Annotated in this window: 20 protein-coding genes; 7 read left to right on the top strand and 13 right to left on the bottom strand. The window is 62.9% G+C overall.

Going from position 1 to position 21,079, the window contains the following annotated elements:
* On the top strand, positions 1-1,068 hold the full coding sequence (locus AC0L2Z_RS25770; protein ID WP_128168714.1) for a sn-glycerol-3-phosphate import ATP-binding protein UgpC: 1,068 nt from the start codon (positions 1-3) through the stop codon (positions 1,066-1,068).
* Positions 1,069-1,107: 39 nt separating this feature from the next.
* On the opposite strand, the gene AC0L2Z_RS25765 is transcribed toward AC0L2Z_RS25770, so the two are convergent.
* From AC0L2Z_RS25765 to AC0L2Z_RS25755, 3 genes are all read right to left on the bottom strand, one after another.
* The gene (locus AC0L2Z_RS25765) at positions 1,108-2,190 is read right to left on the bottom strand and encodes an ABC transporter ATP-binding protein (RefSeq protein ID WP_473629657.1); all 1,083 of its coding nucleotides are present in this window, start codon (positions 2,188-2,190) and stop codon (positions 1,108-1,110) included.
* The gene (locus AC0L2Z_RS25760) at positions 2,187-3,773 is read right to left on the bottom strand and encodes an ABC transporter permease (RefSeq protein WP_473629656.1); all 1,587 of its coding nucleotides are present in this window, start codon (positions 3,771-3,773) and stop codon (positions 2,187-2,189) included. Before AC0L2Z_RS25760 ends, AC0L2Z_RS25765 begins: the two co-directional genes overlap by 4 nt.
* 175 nt (positions 3,774-3,948) lie before the next feature.
* Entirely contained in the window at positions 3,949-4,956 is a 1,008-nt protein-coding gene (locus AC0L2Z_RS25755; RefSeq protein WP_473629655.1) for an iron ABC transporter substrate-binding protein, read from the bottom strand.
* Positions 4,957-5,163: 207 nt separating this feature from the next.
* Between AC0L2Z_RS25755 and AC0L2Z_RS25750 the strand changes: the two genes are divergently transcribed.
* Both AC0L2Z_RS25750 and AC0L2Z_RS25745 read left to right on the top strand, forming a co-directional pair.
* Entirely contained in the window at positions 5,164-5,733 is a 570-nt protein-coding gene (locus tag AC0L2Z_RS25750) for a sigma-70 family RNA polymerase sigma factor (RefSeq protein WP_128246109.1), read from the top strand.
* 1 nt (position 5,734) lies between these two features.
* The gene (locus tag AC0L2Z_RS25745) at positions 5,735-6,373 is read left to right on the top strand and encodes an NrsF family protein (protein ID WP_473629654.1); all 639 of its coding nucleotides are present in this window, start codon (positions 5,735-5,737) and stop codon (positions 6,371-6,373) included.
* A 337-nt stretch (positions 6,374-6,710) separates the two neighbouring features.
* Here the strand turns inward: AC0L2Z_RS25745 and AC0L2Z_RS25740 are convergent, their stop codons facing one another.
* Complete coding sequence (locus AC0L2Z_RS25740; RefSeq protein WP_473629653.1) at positions 6,711-7,952, bottom strand: YcaO-like family protein; 1,242 nt, start codon at positions 7,950-7,952, stop codon at positions 6,711-6,713.
* A gap of 116 nt (positions 7,953-8,068) precedes the next feature.
* Between AC0L2Z_RS25740 and AC0L2Z_RS25735 the strand changes: the two genes are divergently transcribed.
* Positions 8,069-9,850 carry an adenylate/guanylate cyclase domain-containing protein gene (locus AC0L2Z_RS25735; protein WP_473629652.1) on the top strand — a complete coding sequence of 594 codons (1,782 nt, stop codon included), beginning with the start codon at positions 8,069-8,071 and terminating at the stop codon, positions 9,848-9,850.
* A gap of 6 nt (positions 9,851-9,856) precedes the next feature.
* Here the strand turns inward: AC0L2Z_RS25735 and AC0L2Z_RS25730 are convergent, their stop codons facing one another.
* Positions 9,857-10,432: a hypothetical protein gene (locus tag AC0L2Z_RS25730; protein ID WP_473629651.1), complete on the bottom strand. Its 576-nt coding sequence runs from the start codon at positions 10,430-10,432 to the stop codon at positions 9,857-9,859.
* A gap of 193 nt (positions 10,433-10,625) precedes the next feature.
* Here AC0L2Z_RS25730 and AC0L2Z_RS25725 point away from each other — a divergent pair, with 193 nt between their 5' ends.
* Positions 10,626-11,966 (top strand): S8 family peptidase, encoded by a 1,341-nt coding sequence (locus AC0L2Z_RS25725; protein WP_473629650.1) that lies wholly within the window; start codon positions 10,626-10,628, stop codon positions 11,964-11,966.
* Positions 11,957-13,078, top strand: coding sequence for a DUF1501 domain-containing protein (locus AC0L2Z_RS25720; RefSeq protein WP_473629649.1), 1,122 nt, complete (start codon positions 11,957-11,959; stop codon positions 13,076-13,078). Before AC0L2Z_RS25725 ends, AC0L2Z_RS25720 begins: the two co-directional genes overlap by 10 nt.
* A 365-nt stretch (positions 13,079-13,443) precedes the next feature.
* Here AC0L2Z_RS25720 and AC0L2Z_RS25715 read toward each other — a convergent pair whose 3' ends face one another.
* The 7 genes from AC0L2Z_RS25715 to AC0L2Z_RS25685 all read right to left on the bottom strand — a co-directional run bounded on the left by AC0L2Z_RS25715 (position 13,444) and on the right by AC0L2Z_RS25685 (position 18,992).
* Positions 13,444-14,322 carry a 3-hydroxybutyryl-CoA dehydrogenase gene (locus AC0L2Z_RS25715; protein WP_023797239.1) on the bottom strand — a complete coding sequence of 293 codons (879 nt, stop codon included), beginning with the start codon at positions 14,320-14,322 and terminating at the stop codon, positions 13,444-13,446.
* A gap of 117 nt (positions 14,323-14,439) precedes the next feature.
* Entirely contained in the window at positions 14,440-15,369 is a 930-nt protein-coding gene (locus tag AC0L2Z_RS25710; protein ID WP_473629648.1) for an electron transfer flavoprotein subunit alpha/FixB family protein, read from the bottom strand.
* Positions 15,370-15,389: 20 nt separating this feature from the next.
* Entirely contained in the window at positions 15,390-16,139 is a 750-nt protein-coding gene (locus AC0L2Z_RS25705; protein ID WP_023797241.1) for an electron transfer flavoprotein subunit beta/FixA family protein, read from the bottom strand.
* A gap of 334 nt (positions 16,140-16,473) precedes the next feature.
* On the bottom strand, positions 16,474-17,277 hold the full coding sequence (locus AC0L2Z_RS25700; RefSeq protein WP_473629647.1) for a rhomboid family intramembrane serine protease: 804 nt from the start codon (positions 17,275-17,277) through the stop codon (positions 16,474-16,476).
* Positions 17,278-17,300: 23 nt separating this feature from the next.
* Positions 17,301-17,882 (bottom strand): cob(I)yrinic acid a,c-diamide adenosyltransferase, encoded by a 582-nt coding sequence (locus AC0L2Z_RS25695; RefSeq protein ID WP_473629646.1) that lies wholly within the window; start codon positions 17,880-17,882, stop codon positions 17,301-17,303.
* Positions 17,883-17,910: 28 nt separating this feature from the next.
* The gene (locus AC0L2Z_RS25690) at positions 17,911-18,102 is read right to left on the bottom strand and encodes a twin transmembrane helix small protein (RefSeq protein ID WP_023797244.1); all 192 of its coding nucleotides are present in this window, start codon (positions 18,100-18,102) and stop codon (positions 17,911-17,913) included.
* 23 nt (positions 18,103-18,125) lie between these two features.
* Complete coding sequence (locus tag AC0L2Z_RS25685) at positions 18,126-18,992, bottom strand: SDR family oxidoreductase (protein WP_473629645.1); 867 nt, start codon at positions 18,990-18,992, stop codon at positions 18,126-18,128.
* A 57-nt stretch (positions 18,993-19,049) separates the two neighbouring features.
* Here AC0L2Z_RS25685 and AC0L2Z_RS25680 point away from each other — a divergent pair, with 57 nt between their 5' ends.
* Positions 19,050-19,901, top strand: a complete 852-nt coding sequence (locus tag AC0L2Z_RS25680; RefSeq protein WP_031254136.1) for a YihY/virulence factor BrkB family protein — start codon at positions 19,050-19,052, stop codon at positions 19,899-19,901.
* Between the two features lie 49 nt (positions 19,902-19,950).
* Here AC0L2Z_RS25680 and AC0L2Z_RS25675 read toward each other — a convergent pair whose 3' ends face one another.
* Positions 19,951-20,826, bottom strand: coding sequence for a DMT family transporter (locus AC0L2Z_RS25675; protein WP_128181671.1), 876 nt, complete (start codon positions 20,824-20,826; stop codon positions 19,951-19,953).
* Between the last annotated feature and the right edge of the window lie 253 nt (positions 20,827-21,079).

Genomic DNA, 21,079 nt, shown 5'->3' with positions numbered 1-21,079 from the left:
ATGGCGACCGTCGATTTGAAGGACGTGAAGAAGGTCTATCCCAGCGGCGTCGAAGCCGTGAAGGGGGTCTCCATCGCCATTCCCGACAAGGAGCTTTGCGTGCTGGTCGGCCCCTCCGGTTGCGGCAAGTCCACGCTGCTGAGGATGATCGCCGGTTTGGAGACCATTTCCGCCGGCACAGTCGCCATCGACGGCAAGGTGGTCAACGCCATCGGCCCGACCGAGCGCGACATCGCCATGGTGTTCCAGAACTACGCGCTTTACCCGCATATGAAAGTCTATGACAACATGGCCTATGGCCTGCGCAATCGCGGCACGCCGAAGGACGAGATCGACAGCAGGGTGCGTTCGACCGCCAAGGTGCTGGAGCTTTCGGCGCTGCTCGACCGCCGGCCGCGCGAGCTTTCCGGCGGCCAGCGCCAGCGTGTCGCCATGGGCCGTGCCATCGTGCGCAATCCGAAAGTCTTCCTGTTCGACGAGCCGCTCAGCAATCTCGATGCCAAATTGCGCGGGCAGATGCGGGTCGAGATCAAGAACTTGCAGCGCACGCTCGGCGTCACCTCGGTCTATGTCACCCACGACCAGCTCGAGGCGATGACGCTGGCCGACATCCTCGTTGTCATGAACGCCGGGCTGGTCGAGCAAACGGGCGCGCCGCTCGACATCTACGAAAAGCCGGCGTCGATCTTCGTCGCTTCCTTCATCGGCGCGCCGCCGATGAACCTCCTGGCGCTGACCGGAAGTTCCTCAGGCCCGATGCTGGCTGACGGAACCGCGATCGGCTTTGCGGCTCCCGGAACACAAGCTGTGACGCTGGGGTTTCGCCCTGAAGATGCCGACGTCACCTTCAATGCGGAGGCGCTGCCCGGTGCGCTCGTCCTGCCGGCGGCAGTCGAAGCGGTCGAGCCGGTCGGGGCCGAAAGCTTTCTTCACTGCGCCGCAGCCGGCAGCCGTATCATCGTGCGCGTCTCAGGGCGCGCCACCGCAAAGCCCGGCGACCAGTTGCGTGTCGTGGCCATTGCCGAAAAGCTGCACTGGTTCGATCAGGCCGGCAAGCGGGTCGATTGAAGCCGGCCTGTCGGCCTGATCGGCGCGCTACCCGAGCGTTCAGGCAAACACATGCGCCTTGCCCGACACCGTCAGTCGGACGATCTCGCCAACCACCGGTGTGTCCATGCCTGGCTTGCGCAGGACCAGTGGCGTGTTGCCGATCGCGGCTGCGTCCGGCGGATCGGGACTGTTCAAGAGCCGCACCGCGATGGTGCACATCGAGCCGGCGAATTCGGATTCCGTCACTTCGCCGAACAGCATGTCCGGCGTGCCCGACATGCCTTCGCGCGATGTCCGTTTCAACAGCACCTGTTCCGGCCGCAGCATGATGCGGACGAGATCGCGCCGCTCGGTGCTGTCGACGGCGATGCGGCCGAGCGGCGAGTTGGCGAAGCCGTCCGCGATCCTGGCCGGCAGGATGATGGCGTCGCCGAGGAATTCGGCGACCATCCGGTCCTTCGGCTTGAGATAAAGCTCGCGCGGCGTGCCGACCTGCGAGAATTTGCCGTCGCGCATCACCGCGACCTGGCTGGCAAAGGACAGCGCCTCGGCCTGGTCGTGCGTGACCAGGATCGTGGTGATGCCGGCGGTCTCCAGAAGCTCGGCCACCGCCTTGCGCATCGAGGCGCGCAGGCCGGTGTCGAGCGCCGAGAACGGCTCGTCGAGCAGCATCAGCCGCGGCTTCATGGCCATGGCGCGGGCCAACGCCACACGCTGCTGCTGGCCGCCTGAGAGCTCGTGCGGCCGCCGTTTCAGGATCGCCTTATCGAGCCCGACGATATAGGCGAGCTCGGCGATACGCTCGCTGCGCTTGTCCTGGTGATGCCGCATGCCGAAACCGATATTGGCGGCGATGCTCAGATGCGGGAACAGGGCGCCGTCCTGCGCCACCACGCCGATGCCGCGCCGATATGCCGGCACCGCGGCGTCGCCATTGGCCAGCACCTCGCCGTCGAGCACGATGCGACCCTGGTCCGGCGCTTCGAAGCCGGCGATCAACCGCAGCAGGGTCGTCTTGCCGCAGCCGGACGGTCCGACGATCGCCGTGCGGCTGCCGCTGGCCACACTGAGGTCGACGCCGGCCAGTGCGGCCACCGGGCCGTAGTGCTTGTGCACATCGGTGAGTTCGAGGAAGCTCATCGCCCGGCCATCCGCTTCGACTGGACGTAGAGCAGCCAGGTCAGCGGCAGCGACATCGCCACCATGATGAGCGCGTAAGGTGCGGCGGACGCATAGTCGATCTCGCCGCTGTGGGCCCAGAACGCCATCGCCAGCGTGCGGGTGCCGTTGGGCGCCAGCATCTGCGTGGCGGTCAATTCGTTCATGATGCCGAGCGCCACCAGCGCCATGCCCGCCGCGGCACCCGGCGCCGACAGGCGGATCGTCGTCGACCACAGCGCCCTGAGCGGTGGCCGGCCGAGACTGGCGGCGGCGCGTTCGAGCTCGACCGGCGCCTGCGCGATCGACGCCCGCAGGCTGATCAGGGCGCGCGGCAGGAACATCAGCGCATAGGCAACGAGGATCGTGAACAGGGTCTGATAGAGCGGCAGAGCGATGCGAACCGTGATGGTGACCAGTGCCAGCGCCACGACGACGCCTGGCAGCGAGCCGACGATGTAGTTGCAGCCCTCCAGAAGGCGCTGCAGCGGCCCCGGCGCGCGGATCGAGATCCACGCCATCGGCATGGCGGCGATAGTGGCAAGCAGGGCGCCGGCGAGCGCCAGGAACAGGGTCTGGCCGAGCGCCAGGCCGATCTCATCGAGGCGCCAGACATCGGCGCCGCCGGCCACAAGCCAGCGGCCGATGGTGACGAACGGCACGCCGAGTGCCAGCAGCGTGGTGACGACCGGCAGCAGCAGGCAGGGGATGGTGGCGCGGCCGAGCCTTGTGCGTTGCTGCTGCCGCGCGGCGCCCGAGCCGACGCGGGCATAGCGCTCCTCGCCGCGCACCAGCACTTCGATCCCGAGCAGCACGAAACAGCATGTCACCAGCACCGCAGCCAGCATGTTGGCGGCGGGGCCGTTGAAGGTCGACTGGAACTGGTCGACGATTGCCGTGGTGAAGGTATCGAAGCGGATGAACACGTAGAGGCCGTACTCGGCCAGGAGATGCAGGCCGACCAGCAGCGAGCCGCCGCAAACGGCGAGCCTGAGCTGCGGCAGCACGACCCGCCGGAACACGCGCCATGGCCCGAGGCCGACGGCTGCCGCGGCATCTTCGAGAGCAGGATCGAGCCGGCGCAAGGCTGCCGCCACCGGCAGATAGAGGAACGGGAAATAGGCGACGACGGAAACCAGTACGCCGGCCCACAGCCCGTGCAGTCCCGGCACCAGGGTGATCCAGGCATAACTGTGGACGAAGGCGGGGATGGCGAGCGGCGCCACCGACAGCCAGGCCCACAGCCGGGCACCGGGAAGGCTGCTGCGTTCGGTCAGCCAGGCCAGCGCCACCGAGAGCACAATGCAGATCGGCACCGCCAGCACCACCAAAAGCAGGGTGTTGACCAGGAGCTCGCCGACACGTGGCCGGAAGACCAATGCCGATACGGTTTCCCAGCCGGTCTGCACGGCAATCCAGATGATGAAGGCGAGCGGCAGCAGCGAGAACAGTGAGACCAGGATGGCGGCGAGCGAAATCCAGGATATCGACCGCCGGCGCCTCCAATGCACAGCCTCCATGCCGGTCGGCAAGCCTGAACGTGCAAGGTCGGCCGCAGGCTGCATCAGCTCAGACGCCGAGCCGTTGCCGCCCGGTGGCGGAAACGTTCGCAGAGCCGCAAACACGGCCAAAAATGCAGCTTGTCGTCATGGACGAATGCCACCTCGAAAAACAGAGCGCTCCTGCGGAAGCGAATTCCCGCGGGAGCGCAGTCGGCTGCCGTTTTAGGACGAACGCGAACTAAAGCAAGCCGGCTGCCGTCATCAGGTCGGTCACCTTCCTGGAGTTCAGCGTCGTCGCGTCGACCTTCGGCGCCTGCAGATCGGCCAGCGGCACCAGCGCCGGATTGGACTGCGCGCCCTTGCCGACCGCGTATTCGAAGGAATTGCCGGTCTTCAGCACGTCCTGACCACCCTTGCCGGTCACCCATTTCAGGAAGGCCTGGGCTTCCTTCGGGTGCTTGCTGGAGGCCAGCACGCCACCGCCGGAAACCGAGACGAAGGCGCCCGGATCCTGGTTCTTGAAATAGTGCAGCCCGACGTTCTTGCTGTTCTCGCCGGTCTTGGCCTGGTCGCCGTAGTAATAATAGTGATAGATCACGCCGCCATCGACCTCGCCGGCATTGACCGCCTTCATCACCGTGCTGTTGCCTTTGTAGGCGGTGAAGTTCGCCTTCATCGCCTTCAGCCAGTCGGCCGTTGCGGCCTCACCCTTGAGCTGCAAAAGCGCGCTGACGATCGCCTGGAAATCGGCGCCGGACGGGGAAGCGGCCCAGCGTCCCTTCCAGCTCGGATCGGCGAGTTCAAGCAGCGACTTGGGCAACTGCTCGGCAGTCAGCTTGGTCTTGTTGTAAGCAAAGACGGTGCTGCGCGCGGCGATGCCCACCCACTTGCCGCTGGCCGGCTGGTACTCGTTGGGAATCTGCGCCAGCGTGTCGGCGTCGACCGGCGCGAACAGGCCTGATGACTCGACCAGCACCATGGCGGGTGAGTTTTCCGTCAGGAACACGTCGGCCGGCGAGGCGGCGCCTTCGGCAACGATCTGGTTGGAAAAATCGCTGTCGCCGCCGTGGCGAACGGTTACCTTGATGCCGGTTTCCTTGGTGAAACCTTCCACCCAGGCATTGGTCAGGCTCTCATGCTGGGCATTGTAGACGACGATGCCGCTGTCCTGGGCCATAACCGGGCTGGCGACCAGGCTGATTGCAAGTGCTGTGGCTCCGGCAAGGACGGAAAGAGCATGTTTCATGGACGTCATCCCGCTCGATCTCGATGGTCTTTGATTTAGCATGGCTGCACTATCAATTCCTGATCGGTGCAGTCAACATTGGTGAGCTGAGTAATCGGGCGCTGGAGGTGAAACCTTCGTGATATTCCTTACTTTGGCTTGGACATTATTTCGCCGGCCACGTAACAAATCAGCGCCGAGGCGCGAATTATCGGGGAGTGAACTCTTGTGACCGGCAAGGACGAGGCCGAGCTTTCCCGGCTGATGCGGGCCGCGATCGCGGGAGATGAAAGGGCCTACGCCGACTTTCTGCGCCGGACGGCTGCTCTGGTTCGCGGCTTCATCAGGCGCAAGATCGTTCAGGGCGGGGTCGATCCCGAGGATGTCGTGCAGGAAACCTTGCTGGCCATTCACGTGAAGCGGCATACCTGGCGCCAGGATCTGCCTGTGCTGCCCTGGGTCTACGCCATAGCGCGCTTCAAGCTGATCGACGCCTTTCGACGGCGCGGCCGGCGCATCGAGATCGAGATCGACGAGATCGCAGAGACCTTCGCCGAACCGGAGGCCGAAACGGTCAGCGGGCGCGACATCACCCGGGCCCTGGACGGCCTGCCGCCGGCGCAGCGTTCGGTGGTTTCGTCGGTGTCGGTCGAAGGCCGTTCCATCGGCGAGACGGCAGCGAGGTTCGGCATCAGCGAGACGGCGGTGCGCGTGTCGCTGCATCGCGGTCTCGCCGCCATTGCCAAACGGTTCGGGGCCAAACAATTCGGGCGGGCCAAACAGTTCAGGCGGGAATGACATGAGGACCGACGATCTCATCAAGGCGCTCGACGCCGATGTCCGCAGCACGGCGATGCCGCTTGGCTCGGCCTGGTGGATAAGCGCAGGTGCGGCTACGCTGATCGCGGCGGTGGTTTTCTGGCTGGCGATCGGCCCACGCACCGACATCGCCACCGCCATGTATACGACGCGTTTCGTTGCCAAGTTTGTGTTCACGACGGCTCTGGCGGTCAGCGCCTTCGCCTTGATCCGCGCCCTGTCGACACCCGGTGCAGCAACGAGCAGGGCGGCGACCTGGATGATTGCCGCACCGCTGCTGGTGGCCGTAGCCGTGGGTCTGGAACTCCTTTCGGTGCCTGCGGCCGACTGGGGCAGGCGGCTGGTCGGCAGCAACATGCTTATCTGCCTGACCTTCATTCCGCTGATCGGCATCGGTCCGCTTGCCGTCTTCCTGGCGGTGCTGCGCTATGGCGCGCCGACGCGGCCGGTGCTTGCCGGAGCCGTTGCGGGCCTGCTCGCCGGCGGGCTGGCGGCAACCTTCTATGCCGCACACTGCTTCGACGACTCGCCGCTTTTCGTCGCCACCTGGTACACGATCGCGATTGCCATCCTCGCCGCTCTCGGCGCGCTCGGCGGGCGCCTTTTCGTGCGCTGGTAGCGACAGCCTGCGATCGGAGACCGTGATGCTCTAACGTCAGAACCCGTTCATTCTGAACGATCTAGTTCGACCCGTCGCGGCCTTTCGTTCGGAGAACTTCTACGGCAACCTCGACCCGAAGCCGACTCGCAGACGGAGCCGTGCATGACGGCATTGCGCCTAATCTCGGCCCTTCGAGCCGCCGCCACTGCCCAACGGCAGACGTACCCTGTAGGTCCACGCTGCGCCAAGAGCAATCGTCAAAGCGAGTCGGACCGTTGCTGACGTTCCCTGACCGACCGTACTGCCCCCGCCGAACCTCCAAGCTCTTTCCGTTGAAGCTGCCCGGCGACGTGGATCAGAAGGGAAAGGGCTCGTCAGACAGGTCCACGGTTATCTCGGGCTTCAGATCCAGTTGCAGAGGGACATCATAGAGCCTTCCGCCGTCGAATCTTGGCTTGGTATGGCGAAGTCCCGGCACGAACACTCGTATAACCGGAGGGGTGTCAACCGTCAGGTCGATCGCGAAGATCTCGAGTTGCCGCACGCAGGCCATTTCGACACAGGATTGCCAATCAAGTTGCAACGCGTTTGACGATGCCTGAACTGGGGGACCGCCAGACAAGTGCGGCTGGTGAATAGTGGCCTTCAGATGCCAACGGTAGAGTCGTAGCGCCCGCGAGCTGAATTTCGCTGTCCCAGAGAAGACGGCGGCCCTCAGCAGAGCGAGATTTGCCTCGCACTCTGCTAGCTCGCCCACTGCACGTCGAGCCGCCTCCAGCGTAGATCGGCCGGCGGCGAAGCCGAGCGCGACTTCACCTCCTTTGAAGTCATGAGAAATGGCAGCGACAATGGGGACCGGCACGTCGAGCGTGAGGTGCAGCAGATGCAATTTGCGATCCTGTGACTGCAGCCAACGCGCGTATTGCGACACCAGTCCATCGCCGAGCGACGGCAGGTCGATCCGCGGCAAAACTAAGCGATTATACCACCATATTGCAGTTGCGTCGCGCTCGACGACTTCGCAGAAGCCGCGCACGGCCGCGTCCTGGAGGCTCGATCCAGCGGCTACACCATTCGAGTCGGCCAGTGCAAGTCCGGCCGCTCCAGTGTTCGGGTAGCCGAGAAAGCACAATCCGGCTGGCAGCCATGCCACGCTGGTGCTGAAGCGCGGATCGCTTTGAATCCAGTCGAGCGGCCGCGATCTCTTCCACCGGACCGGGATCATAGTGTGATCCTCGGCATGCCGGTTCCAGCGCAGCCGGCCCTGATACTGCGCCTCGCTGAAAAGCATGAGCCTTGGCGGCTCGACGACGCGCCCGGGCATTTCGCTGGCGGGGCCCCGGACGATGCGTCCCTCTGGAGCCATCTGCGCGAAGTAGGTCTCGTCGGCCTCGTGCCGACATCTGGCTGCCGCCTCTTCAAAGGTCGTGCCCCATCCCGTCACAAACCGAGGAGTTGGGTCATCCTCGCGTATCGCTCGGGCGCGGCCCGCCGCAACAGTGACCGGACACCCGAGCGTGGGATCGGTGATCATAATTGGGCCGTAGATCAGACTGGAGGTCCCGCCTCCTGCCTCCAGCGCATTGTGGTCCGGCACTATCGACTTTCCATTCGGCCCGCCATTTCATGCCTCTGACTGCGGTACAGGCGCTCATGCACAGGCTGACACGCATCACAGAATGATGCAAACTGCTGCAAGATAAGCTTCAGCTAATGGGACCTCCACGTCAACGAAGCTTACCTGTCAAGGTACCGATGGAAGCGGGTGACAACAATCTGCAGCGACGTGCGGCGGCCATCCTTGCCGCGGACGTGGTCGGCTATTCGTCGCTCATGGCCCGCGACGAAGAAGGCACCTTTGCGCTAGTCAGGCGCCTGTTGCGCGACGAAATCGGCCCCACGATCAAGCGACATGACGGACGGGTTGTGAGGACGGCCGGCGATGGCATCCTCGCCGAATTTCCGAGCGCTGTCGGGGCAGTCCGGTCCGCAGTGGAGGTCCAGGAGCAGCTTGCCAGCCAGGCATCCGGGGAGGCCGCCCGGGAAATCCTGCTCCGGATCGGCATCAATTTCGGCAATATCATAGTCGATGCTGAGGGCGACGTATTTGGGGACGGGGTCAACATAGCCTCGCGCCTGGAACAGATCGCCGGCCCTGGCGGCATATGTCTTTCCGGCAAGGTCCATGAAGAAGTTCGCGACGCGCTTCGGCTGCCGTATGAATACGCAGGCGAACAGTCTCTCAAGAATATTCCGCGCCCGGTACCTGTCTATTCGCTGTTTCAGAAGCCGAAAGGGCTACCGCAGAGATCGGCTGGTCAGCCGGCAAGCCAGAACAAGCCCTTGATACTCATCCGCCCATTCACGAGCGCAGGCGACGTGCAGCCCTATCTCAGCGATGGATTCACCGAGGACGTCGCCACTGAGCTGACACGGTTTACGCAGCTGAGGGTGGCGTCCCACCACGCGTCGGAGCGGCTCAAGGATGTGCCCCTCGCCACCCTTGTTGCGGATTTCGACGTGGATTTCGTCATCGAAGGGGCGATCCGCCGAATGGGGCGGCGAATTCGCATTTCCTGCGAGCTTGTAGACCCGGCCTCCGGGGACTGTCTGTGGGCCGAGCATTACGACGGCGAGGAGCAGGACATCTTCGACGTGCAGGATGGACTGGTCAGAAAGATCGTCGGAACTGTCATCGGCCGCCTCAAGGCAGCAGGCGCCGAGAGAGCGCGCCGCAAACCGCCGGCGAACCTTGCGGCTTACGAGTGCGTGCTTCAAGGCAACGCCTTGCCCTTGGGCGATATTGCGGCGGAAGCGGAGGCCCGGCAGTGGTATGAGCGGGCCATTGAGCTCGATCCGACCTACGGACGTGCCTACGCCAAGCTTGCCCACTGCAAGCAACTGGAGTGGTTTCGCGACGTGGGACCTTCGGACGCCGTTCTCAATGAAGCCCACGCGATGGCGAAGAAGGCCGTCCTGCTTTCTCCCAACGATCCTGTCTGCCTCAACATCCTGGGTTGGATCCTCATCCACCTCCGCGATTTCGACGTGGCAGCTCAGCTCTACGCGCGTACTCTCGAACTCAATCCGAATGACCCCGAGCAGGTCTCATATCTTGGGACATACTACACATTTTCCGGCGAGCCCGACTCTGCATTGCAGTGGTTCGAACGGGCTAAGGTGCTCGACCCTCTCTACGAGCCTTCGTGGTTCTGGCCGTTCCGCGGCCTTGCCCTCTTTGTCACCCACCGTTTCGAACCGGCTGTCGTGGCGCTGAGCCGCTCGTCGACCATGCCGATCTGGGTGAACGTCTATCTGGCTGCCGCGAATGCCCTGCTCGGGCGAAGCGCGGAGGCGGGCTCATTTGTGTCCGTCGTGCTGAAAGACGCGCCGTCCTTCTCGGCGGTCCGGTTCGCCAGCAAGGAACCTTACCGGCTGGAGGAGGACCGTAACCTGCTGCTCAAGGGCATGCGGAAAGCAGGGTTGCCGGAGTAGGTAGGCTTAGCGGCAGCCGAATAGAACGGCGGTGGCAAGCTCGTCGTGATAATGCCTGCCTTGGCCGTAGCGGTGATATTCGCGGAGATACTCGATAAGGTCGCCCCGAGTCAGAACGTCTTCCGGAAGGCGGGGGACCGCAACGTTGATCAACTTAGGCCCGTCCAGATGGACTTCGACCGTCACGCCGTCCTCCACAATATCTTCCAACACGATCTTGAGGTCACGTTTCAAGTCTGCATAAGCTGCGGCATCGGGGATGGCTTCACCGTTTTCCAGGCTGTCGCCTGTATAATTTACGTCCTGCCCGCCGTAATCTTCTAGGACCAACTTTTGTGAGTGTTGCACCGTTACCGTTGTGGAGCGCACTCGGATTCCCTCGACAACGGCGTTGGATCCTTGCCGAAGCCTGACATTGCTACCAACGGCAAAAGCCGCCCGATCAATAGTGATCGTTAGCGGGTTTCGATCGTCCATGGTCAGGATGGTTGCTGAAGCAGGCAAAAGCTTGAGCCAAGCCCCAATGATCGCCGCGCCGATCTCTTGCGCTTGCCGGCCGTCCTTCAGTGCTACCTTGGGCATAGCCCACTCCCGTCGCCTGTATAAATAGCCTAGACGCATTTCGTGTGGCTCACAAGTAGAGCCCAACATGCAGTCGTATGTTTTAATGGACAGGCAGCCGCGTTAGGAGCATTCTGTTATTCCCAGCGTAGTAACATAACTTGAGGGCGGTATGATACTTTGCCCATTTCGCGCATTCGTGCTCGGTAGTCTCTTGGTCGTTCTGGGCATCATCGGACAGGAAGCGTCGGGCCAGGAGGATTTCAGCGAGATTGATGCGGTCGAGAAGACCTTCATCGTTGACATCACTCGAAACGACGAGTTCCACCGCGATGTCAGTGCGCTAGACAGAACGATTTCAGGTGGGGCCAAGCTGCAGGCGGTCGACATGCCTGATATGGGCATCAGCATGGTCACGGGAACCTTCTCGGAAGCTGAAATTAAAAAGCTCATTTCAAAGGGGTACCGCGAAGCTGACCCCTTTGAGGTCGATCTATTCGACGGTGCGACGTGCGATGGGCCGGATGTCATGAATCAGGTCAGCTATGATGTCGTTCCTGAGAACGTCTGCAGGGTGGTTGGACCACCTCAGGCCGCTCCAAGCGATGCAGCAACCGTATGGATAGTCGATAGCGGCGTTGATGCTAATGTGTTTCTCGCGGGACTTCTTAATGTCAGAGAAATTGCGGATTGTACGAGTAGTCCGTGTCAGCCGGTGTACGTTTACCCGAACACTCCGGACCAGGCTGCGGTGAGAAGAGCCACCGATAAGGTCGGGCACGGAACGATGGTCGCAGGGATCATCGGAGGAAAGCGCTCGAATCAACGCGGCCTGATGGGCGTTAGCCCCAACGCTCCACTTAAAATTGTGAAGGCTTTCAGAAACAGGAAGACGAAAATTCTCGGAGGGCCAAATCTCGCGCTCAGATATGTTCTTGACCATGCGGTCGCTGGAGACATTTTGAACCTGAGTTGGGGCGCGAAGTTTCTGGAGAGTACCAAACGTGGAAGCCAGATGGAGAATCTCAAAGAGCTCGATGCGTTGATTTACCAGATTGCCGACCGCCAGGTCCGCATCGTGGTAGCGGCGGGCAATGCTCAGGACGACGATGAAGGGCCTTGGGTCCAGTCATACTTCCCTGCGAATACTGCGCCATACACATCACCAGTCACGGTGGGAAGCAAGACGGGAGCGATATACAGCGTGTCGGCTTCTGATAGCGAATATATTGTCAATGCTGATCAAGAGAAATGCGGCGGCAATACCGGCTGGTGCGAAAAGCTGTGGCGTGAAGGGGCTTTCGGCGCGTCTTATTCGGAACCGAGCGTCAATGTGCTTTCATTGTGGAAGAGCAAAGGGGGAAACCTAAGGCAGAACGTCTGTTCGGGTACTTCCTTCGCAGCCCCCGCACTGGCCGGCCTGCTTGTTCCCCCTGGTCAGACGATATACCGTTATCAGCTGCAAAACGAACTCATTCCCGACGCAGACCGTCTGGGGTTCAAGGCCAGGGGAACGCCGGTTGACCCTCGTTCAGAGCGTCCACGATGCAACTGACTCGAAGAGCAGCCCTGCAAGGTCTCGTCTTAGCGTCCGCGTTCGGCGGTGTAGGAGCGGCGGGCGCCTCGGGCATCTCTGCCGATCCCCGCCTGTTGCTCGTCTATCTTCGCGGCGGGCTTGATGCGCTTGCCGCCGTGCCGCCATATGGCGACCCGCATTTCGCAACTGTGCGCGGCACACCTGTGCCCTTGGGAGGCTCCGGCGTTGCGGAGGCGCTCAAGCTCGACGGCCTTTTTGCGCTTCATCCCGCGCTCGCACCACTCATGCCTTACTTTGCAGCCGGTGAATTCGCGATCGTGCCCGCGACGGCAGTTCCGGGCGTCGGCCGGTCCCACGCGTCCGCCCAGAAGGCGCTGTTCGATGGCGAGATCGATGACGGCGGGTCCGCATGGCTTGGCCGGGCTGCGTCCGCGTTGTCGCGCCGGCAGTGTTCGGTGTGGCGGCCCCGATCTGTTGACCGGTCAATCGACCTTCTGTGCGATCTCGCATTGGCCAATCCTCGGCTCGACATCGCTCGTCGTTGCTCGGAGGGCACATGCCCACCTGGCGAACAGGGTAGCGAAGGGTTGCTTGAGTACCGCGCGGCCTCCGATGCGGCCCAATTCATCGATGCGGCGAGCAACGCGGCCCTGGCTCTTTCTGCACCGGGCGGCCCGCGGGTAGCGATGCTCGAATTGGCCGGCTTCGATACGCATGTTGCGCAAGGCGGGGAGTCCGGAAGGCTGGCGCGCAGTTTGGATGCTCTTGCGCGCGGCCTCGTCTCATTTGCCCGAGCATCGGGTTCAGCCTGGCGAGAAACGGTGATCCTGGCGGTCACCGAGTTCGGACGCTCGGTGCTACCCAACCAGGAGGGTGGCACGGACCACGGCACAGCCAGTGTGACATTGTTGATGGGCGGCGCCATCACGGGCAGTTGGATCGGCAACCGTTGGCCCGGGCTCGCGTCTGATCGGCTTCATGGCGGGACGGACTTGGCTGCGACAACGGACGTGCGGTCGATCATAAAAGCCGTGCTGGCGAAACACCTTGGCTTTTCTGATCTTAGGACAGCCATTCTTTTTCCAGACGCAGCGGAATCGCCGACTATTGACGCACTGTTTCGTGCATAATCAGCCGCAAGTTCGATGGCGGGGAGTCCTTCGCTCTCCTCGTCGACCGCAGCACGTGGACAGGCCGCTTTCGTTGCGCCTCCGCGTGATGTTGCCGGCCCGGCACGCGGCTGGTTGCGACCCAGCCAGCGCAGTTTTAGCCGCATTTGTGCGACGCCAAGTGGTTCCACTTGGCTGCAGAATGCTCTACGTGAAACGCTCTGCCGGGCTGGTCTGAGCCAAATCAATCGAGCTTCGGCGGTCGGCGAGCAAACGGGCAAGGATCGGCCCCGATGCGGTCTTCTAACCGCGGCCACGAAGCTGTCGACGGAACAGCCGCATGGTCTTCACTCAGCGCGACCGCGCGCGCTGGCTCGTATCGCCGGTCAGCGCGTCGGAACGGGGTGCTCGCCGCGATAGTCGTAGAAGCCGCGTCCGGTCTTGCGGCCGAGCCAGCCGGCCTCGACATATTTCACCAGCAGCGGGCAGGGCCGGTATTTCGAATCCGACAGGCCGTCATGCAACACCTGCATGATCGACAGGCAGGTGTCGAGGCCGATGAAATCGGCAAGCTGCAGCGGTCCCATCGGATGGTTGGCGCCGAGCCGCATGGCGGTGTCGATCGCGTCGACCGAGCCGACCCCTTCATAGAGCGTGTAGATCGCCTCGTTGATCATCGGCAGCAGGATGCGGTTGACGATGAAGGCTGGAAAATCCTCCGAGACGGTGATCGTCTTCTCGAGATGGTTCACATAGGCCTTTGCCGCTTCGAAGGTTTGGTCCTCGGTGGCAATGCCGCGCACCAGTTCGACCAGCTTCATCACTGGAACCGGATTCATGAAATGGATGCCGATGAAACGCTCCGGCCTGTCGGTCTGCGCGGCGAGACGTGTGATCGAGATCGACGAGGTGTTCGTCGCCAGGATGGCTTCCGGATTGAGCTGCGGGCAGAGCTGGGCGTAGATCTTGCGCTTGACCGTCTCGTCCTCGGTCGCTGCCTCGATCACCAGATCGGCACCGGCAAGGTCGGCCATGGTCGGTGCTGACGAAATGCGCGCCATCGCCTCGTTGCGCAGCTTTTCCTCGAGCTTGCCGGAGCCGACCTGGCGGGCCATGTTGCCGCTGATCGTGGCGATGCCCTTTTCGATGCGCTCGGGCGAGATGTCGTAAACCAGCACCTTGTACCCCGCCAGCGCGGATACATGGGCGATGCCGCCGCCCATCTGGCCCGCCCCGATGATGCCGATCGTCTCGATCTTGTTCATTACACCGATCCCGTCAAATGGCCTTTGCGGCCTGCTTTTTGTGCGGTGCAAACTAAAAGGGCGGGGCGACTTCGTCTACCCCGCCCTTCACAATTTAATACGCTTTGGCAGAAGGCGTCAAAGCGCCTTTTGCAGTTCCGGCAGAATGACGAAAAGGTCGCCGACGAGGCCGTAGTCGGCGACCTGGAAGATCGGCGCCTCCTCGTCCTTGTTGATGGCGACGATGACCTTCGAATCCTTCATGCCGGCAAGATGCTGGATGGCGCCGGAGATGCCGACGGCGATGTAGAGATCGGGTGCGACCACCTTGCCGGTCTGGCCGACCTGCCAGTCGTTCGGCGCATAGCCGGCATCGACTGCGGCACGAGAGGCGCCGACGGCGGCGCCGAGCTTGTCGGCGATCGGCAGGATGACTTCCTGGAACTTCTCCGAGGAGCCCAGCGCGCGGCCGCCCGAGATGATGATCCTGGCCGAAGTCAGCTCCGGACGGTCGGTCTCGGAAAGCCTGTTCTCGACGAAGCTCGACAGGCCGGGATTGACTGCTGCCTGAACCGTCTCGACCGGGGCTGAACCGCCCTCGGGTGCAGCCTGGAAGGAGGCGGTGCGCACGGTGATCACCTTCCTGGCGTCGCTCGACTGCACCGTCTGGATGGCGTTGCCGGCATAGATCGGCCGCTTGAAGGTGTCGGGCGAGACAATCTCGATGATCTCCGACACCTGCGCGACATCGAGCAGGGCTGCCACGCGCGGCGCGACATTCTTGCCCGAGGAGGTCGCCGGCGCGACGATCGTGTCATAGGCATCGGCCATGCCGACGACGAGCGCCGCCAGCGGTTCGGCGAGACGCTCGGTGAGCTCGTCGGCTTCGGCAAGCAGCACCTTGCTCACGCCCTTGAGCTTGGCGGCGGCGTCCGCTGCCGGTTTGGCGCCGTTGCCGGCGACCAGCACATGCACGTCGGAGCCGATCTGCAGTGCCGCCGAAAGCGCCTTGGCGGTCTGGTCGGAAAGCGTCGCATTGTCGTGTTCGGCAATCAGAAGAATTGTCATCTTTTTGTCCCTTCCCAGCCCTACAGCACGCCAGCTTCGTTCTTGAGCTTGTCGACCAGTTCGGCGACGCTCTTGACCTTGACGCCCGCCTTGCGGCCGCCCGGCTCCTCGGTCTTGATCACCTTCAGCCGCGGCTTGACGTCGGCGCCGTAATCGGCGGGAGATTTCTCGTCGAGCGGCTTCTTCTTGGCCTTCATGATGTTGGGCAGCGAGGCATAGCGCGGCTGGTTGAGGCGAAGATCCGCGGTGACAATCGCCGGCATCTTCAGCTCCACCGTCTGCAGGCCGCCATCGACCTCGCGCGTCACCTTGGCCTTGTCGCCATCGATAACGACCTTGGAGGCAAAAGTGCCTTGCGCCCAGCCCAGAAGTGCGGCCAGCATCTGGCCGGTCTGGTTCGAATCGTCGTCGATCGCCTGCTTGCCGAGAATGACGAGACCGGGCTTTTCCGCCTCGACCACGCCCTTCAGCACCTTGGCGACACCCAGCGGCTCGGTCTGCTCGTCGGTCTTGACCAGGATGGCGCGGTCGGCGCCCATGGCGAGCGCGGTGCGCAAGGTCTCCTGCGCCTGCTGCGGCCCGATCGAGACAACGATGATCTCCTCCGCCTTGCCGGCCTCCTTCAGCCGGATCGCCTCTTCGACCGCGATCTCGTCGAACGGGTTCATCGCCATCTTGACGTTGGCGAGTTCCACCGCCGAACCGTCAGCCTTCACACGAACCTTGACATTCGCATCCACAACCCGCTTCACGGGCACAAGGATCTTCATTTGCCTGTCACCTCTTTCACGATAGCCACCTCTTTCAAGATAGTCGGGCGCGCTATAGCAGTGTGCGCCTCTTCAGAGTTGTCGAAAGCCGACATTCCGGACGGAATTCTGGTCTCCGACCGTCTAAAGCGCGTCGTATTTGGCCGACCTCACGCGACGCGCTTCAGGATGTGTGTTCCATGCATGCCGTTATCGCAAAACCGCTGCACAGTTTTGCGCGACATGCATTGGTGTGGGAACGCTTCCGTAGTTGCGGCGACCCCGCACGTCAATATCCGGGGCGCGCCCAAATCATCCGCGCCGCACTCAAATCGGTTCAGTCCGGAAAATCGGGTCAGTCCGGACTGGAGGCGCTTGCCCGTCCCCAGCGCGGCGCCGGCTGCGCCGGCAGCGGCTCGCCTGGCGCCGGCTCTGCGGCAACAGGCATTTGGCCGGCGACCACCACTGCCTCTTCGTCCGCACCGGCAAGCAGCGCTACGGCGCGGTTGCGCAAGACGAGCACCAGAACGGCCCCGGCGATGATGCCGCCGACATGGCAGGCCCAGGAAATCTGATCCTCGCCACCGGCGGCGAACATCACGATCTGGAACAGGATCCACAGGATGAGCGGGATGAAGGCCGGGATACGCAGCGGAATGCGGGCGAAGGCCAGCACCCATACCTTCACCCTGGGATAGAGGATCAGATAGGCGGCGACCACGCCGGCAATGGCGCCTGAGGCGCCGATCAGCGGAACCTGCGAGTCCCACGCGATCAGGCCCTGGAAGAAGGCGCCGGCGATGGCGCAGAGCAGATAGAAGGCGAGAAAGCGGATATGACCGAGCGCGTCCTCGACATTGTCGCCGAACACCCACAGGAACAGCATGTTGCCGCCGAGATGGAAAATATCGGCATGCAGGAAGGAATAGGTGACGTAGCTCAGGCTCTCCGGGATGACGACAAACTGCGGAGCCAGTTCGACGCTGTCGTGGACGACCGACGGGATGAAGCCGAGCCCCAGCACAGCGGCGTTGGTGAATTGCTCGCCGCCAAGCGCGGTGGCGAAGTAGATGAGCGTGTTGAACGCGATCAGGCCGATCGTGACATATTGCTGCTTGATGTGGCGCAGCCGGTTGGTGTCATAAAGCGGGATGAACATCGGACCCCTCCGCCTCGGCAGATTCAGCGGTTCTTGCCGGGAACCCATAGCACGTCGGCGTTTCCATTGTCATTGACCACGCGTGCGGCGACGAACAGAAAGTCCGATACGCGGTTGATGTATCTTATCGCCTCGCGGCTGACGTGCTCGCCCGGGGCCTGCATCAAAGCCACCATGATGCGCTCGGCCCGCCGCGCCACCGTGCGGGCGAGGTGAAGGGCCGCCGCCGCCGGCGTGCCGCCGTTGAGCACGAAGGATTTGAGCGGCTGCAGGTCCTTGTTGAGCAGGTCGATGTCCTTTTCGACGCGGTCGGTCTGCACAGCGGTGATGCGCAGCGGCTCATAACCGAGCGGCTTGCCGTCATCCGGCACCGCCAGATCGGCGCCGAGGTCGAAAAGGTCGTTCTGGATGCGGCCGAGCATCGCGTCGATCGCCGGGTGTGTTGCCGCGGTGTGGATGCGGGCCATGCCGATGCAGGCATTGGCTTCGTCGACCGTGCCATAGGCGTCGATGCGCAGATCGGATTTCAGCCGCCGCTCACCGGTGCCAAGGCCGGTGGTGCCGTCGTCGCCGGTACGGGTGTAGATCTTGTTGAGCTTGACCACGCTCTGCCTCCCGAAATCGCCACCCTCGTCACTTGCGGGTGAAATACACCGCCAGCATGATCAGCACCAATGCCACGAACTGCAGCAGCACGCGCGTCTGCATCAGCTTGTTGGAGGTCATGCCGGAGCCGCCGCGCATCATATTGATGAGGCCGCGGATCAGCACGATCACCACGGCGACCATGACGAGAACAGCGAGGATGTTGAAGACGGTTGCCATAGAGTGTTTCCAGTCGATTGCGTTCAGGCGCGTTTGGCAAGCAGGCGGTAGAGCATTGATGCCGGCAGGATGCGTTTGAGGACAACGCCGATCCTGGCCGGCACCGTTACCACATAATGCGGACGCGGGCGCCGCGACAGAAGCGCATGGCGCAAGGCCGCATGAACCACCGCCGGCCCGGGCTTCAGCCGTGACGTGCTGCCGCCGGCCTGCAGCCGTTGCAGCTGCGCCTCGTAAGCGAGGCGGTGCACGGAATTCTCACGGTCGATATTCCTGAGAAACCACACAAGGCCGTTGGTGGCGATCTTCGATGTCACTGGCCCCGGCTCGATCAGCGAGACATGGATGCCGCTGCCCTGGAGTTCCTGATGCATGCACAGCATCAGCCCTTCGATCGCGTGCTTCGACGCCGAATAGGCGCCGCGAAAGGGCAGCGGCGCCAGGCCGAGGATCGAGGAGCAGTGGACAAGACGGCCATGGCCCTGGCGCCGCATCACCGGCACGACACGGCGGGTGAGATCATGCCAGCCGAAGACATTCGCCTCGAATTGCTCCCTGAGCGCCGCGACCGGCAGGTCCTCGACGGCGCCGGGCTGGGCGTAGGCGCCGTTGTTGAACAGGGCATCGAGCCGTCCGCCGGTCCGCTCCAGCACCGACGCCACCAGCGTCTCGATGGATCCCGGTTCGCAATAATCCAGATAGAAAGCCTCGATGCCGTCGGCCTCGAGGGCGGCGATGTCCTCCGGCTTGCGTGCCGTCGCGAACACCCGCCAGCCTTCCGCCTTCAGCGCCCGGGTGCAATAGGCGCCTATCCCGGAAGAAGCTCCGGTGATGATGATGGTGCGCAACTCTTCTCCAGGAGGAAGCGTGTTTTGACCTAGGCTTGCCATTTGCCGCAATCCCTTCCCATATTCGCGGCGTCGAGACAATCGAAGGGAACGCGGTTCTTGTTGCGGAAGATCGTAGCCCTCAAGCGCGTGCTCTATGACGCGTTCGGCCATTTCGATGCAGACGATGGCTGGGCGATGGCCAGTCATCTGGCGATCACGGCGCTGATGGCGCTGTTCCCTTTTCTGATTTTCGCCACGACGCTGGCCAGCTTCCTCGGCGCACAGGCTTTTGCCGACACCGCCGTGCATATCGTCTTCGACACCTGGCCCGAGCAGATCGCCGAGCCGATCGCGCGCGAGGTGCTCAACGTGCTCACCGTGCAGCGCACCGACCTGTTGACCTATGGCGTGCTGCTTGCCGCCTTCTTCGCCTCGAACGGCATCGAGGCGCTGCGCACCTCGCTCAACCGCGCCTACCGCGTTTCCGAAACGCGCGGCATCATCTACCGCCGGGTACAGAGTATCGCCTTCGTGCTGATCGCCACGGCAGGTTTTCTGGCGATCAGCGTGCTTCTGGTGTTTGCGCCGTTGCTGGCGCGGCTGGCCGAGGCCAATTTCGAATGGGTAAAACCCTATATGGGAACGATCACGCTGTGGCGTTACATCATCGCCTCGGTCGTCATCGTCGGCGGGCTGTTCGCGGTGCATTACTGGCTGCCTGCGGGCAAGCGCCGCTTCGTCTCGATCATACCGGGCATCATCTTCACGCTGATTGCCTGGCTTATCGGGTCGACCATCTTCGCCGCCTATCTCGACCGTTTCTCGTCCTATGTGACGACCTATGCCGGCCTTGCCTCGATCATGGTCGCGGTCGTCTTCCTCTATATGGTCTCGGCGATCTTCATTCTCGGCGGTGAACTCAATGCCGCGATCAGCCGCTATCTGGAGGCACGCGCGCGAGTTGGCTGATTCTTGTTTTGAGCATGATCTTTTCGAAACCCGGTCCCACTTTTCGGGATCATGCTTTGGTCGGCTGAGCGGTTGCCAACCCGACGCCGAGCGTCGCGATCGCCATGCCGACGATCTGGACCAAGTTCAACTGTTCGCCGAACAACAGCCAGGCGATGACCGCGGTGACGGCCGGGACCAGATAGAACAGCGAAGCGACTTTCGACATCTCGCCGTCGCGGATCATCACCATCAACAGGAAGATGGCGCCGATCGACAGCACCAGCACCAGCCATGCCATGGCGAAGATCAACTCGCCATTGACGATGACGGTTCGCGTCTCGAAAGCGAGCGAGGCCAAAGCCATCACCGATGCACCGCCGACATATTGCCAAGTGGTGGCCGCCACGAGATCGCCGCCGGAGGCGAAGCGCTTCTGCCAGATCGTGCCGGCGCTCATGCCAAGCACCGAGACAAGCGAGGCGGCCAGCGTCTCGGCCGTCACGCCGCCGCCGAGCGTTCCGAGCTTCGGCCAAAGCACGATGACCACGCCGGCAAGTCCGACAGTGAGGCCGGCCCAATGGCGCGGCAGGATCGCCTCGCCGAGAAATCGGCCGGCCATCACTGCGGTGATCAGCGGCTGCAGCCCGACGATCAAGGCCGATAACCCGGCTGGCATGCCCCTGTGGATGGCCCAGAACACGCCGCCGAGATAGACGCCATGCATCAGGATGCCGGCGCCGGTCGCGTGAAACGCCTCCTTGCGCGTCGCTCGCCTGGAGCCGAGTGCTGCCATCAAGGCGGCCAACAGCACGGCGGCCAGCACGAAACGAGCGGCCAGGAAGGTGAAAGGCTCGGCCCACGGCATGGCATAACGCGCGCCGATGAAGCCGGTCGCCCACAGGACGACAAAGGAGGCGGGGATGAACCGCTTGATGCTGCGCATTTTTGAAAGGCTGCCGCGTGCTCGGTGAGGGGTTTTGTACGGGACTGCTGTAATGCGGTTCAACCCGGCTAGCAAAACCAAACGGTTGATCCATAGGCTCGAATGAAGGATGCGCTCTGGATCAGGGAGGATCAAAAACGCTGCTGCGGTGCAGAACCTTTGATAGCGGAGGGACAGCGCCCCCCTCTGTCCTGCCGGACATCTCCCCCACTTGGGGGGAGATCGGACTTCATCACTGATTTCGCCAACCACC

The organism is Mesorhizobium sp. WSM4850 (assembly GCF_055811735.1).
Note: the sequence above shows the minus strand (reverse complement) of the source record. Positions and strands in the feature narration are given on the sequence as shown.

Coding starts and splice junctions, on each gene's coding strand:
- AC0L2Z_RS25770 (WP_128168714.1), top strand. CDS start 1: ATGGCGACCGTCGATTTGAAGGACGTGAAGAAGGTCTATCCCAGCGGC.
- AC0L2Z_RS25765 (WP_473629657.1), bottom strand. CDS start 2,190: ATGAGCTTCCTCGAACTCACCGATGTGCACAAGCACTACGGCCCGGTG.
- AC0L2Z_RS25760 (WP_473629656.1), bottom strand. CDS start 3,773: ATGCAGCCTGCGGCCGACCTTGCACGTTCAGGCTTGCCGACCGGCATG.
- AC0L2Z_RS25755 (WP_473629655.1), bottom strand. CDS start 4,956: ATGAAACATGCTCTTTCCGTCCTTGCCGGAGCCACAGCACTTGCAATC.
- AC0L2Z_RS25745 (WP_473629654.1), top strand. CDS start 5,735: ATGAGGACCGACGATCTCATCAAGGCGCTCGACGCCGATGTCCGCAGC.
- AC0L2Z_RS25735 (WP_473629652.1), top strand. CDS start 8,069: ATGGGACCTCCACGTCAACGAAGCTTACCTGTCAAGGTACCGATGGAA.
- AC0L2Z_RS25730 (WP_473629651.1), bottom strand. CDS start 10,432: ATGCCCAAGGTAGCACTGAAGGACGGCCGGCAAGCGCAAGAGATCGGC.
- AC0L2Z_RS25720 (WP_473629649.1), top strand. CDS start 11,957: ATGCAACTGACTCGAAGAGCAGCCCTGCAAGGTCTCGTCTTAGCGTCC.
- AC0L2Z_RS25715 (WP_023797239.1), bottom strand. CDS start 14,322: ATGAACAAGATCGAGACGATCGGCATCATCGGGGCGGGCCAGATGGGC.
- AC0L2Z_RS25710 (WP_473629648.1), bottom strand. CDS start 15,369: ATGACAATTCTTCTGATTGCCGAACACGACAATGCGACGCTTTCCGAC.
- AC0L2Z_RS25705 (WP_023797241.1), bottom strand. CDS start 16,139: ATGAAGATCCTTGTGCCCGTGAAGCGGGTTGTGGATGCGAATGTCAAG.
- AC0L2Z_RS25700 (WP_473629647.1), bottom strand. CDS start 17,277: ATGTTCATCCCGCTTTATGACACCAACCGGCTGCGCCACATCAAGCAG.
- AC0L2Z_RS25690 (WP_023797244.1), bottom strand. CDS start 18,102: ATGGCAACCGTCTTCAACATCCTCGCTGTTCTCGTCATGGTCGCCGTG.
- AC0L2Z_RS25685 (WP_473629645.1), bottom strand. CDS start 18,992: ATGGCAAGCCTAGGTCAAAACACGCTTCCTCCTGGAGAAGAGTTGCGC.
- AC0L2Z_RS25675 (WP_128181671.1), bottom strand. CDS start 20,826: ATGCGCAGCATCAAGCGGTTCATCCCCGCCTCCTTTGTCGTCCTGTGG.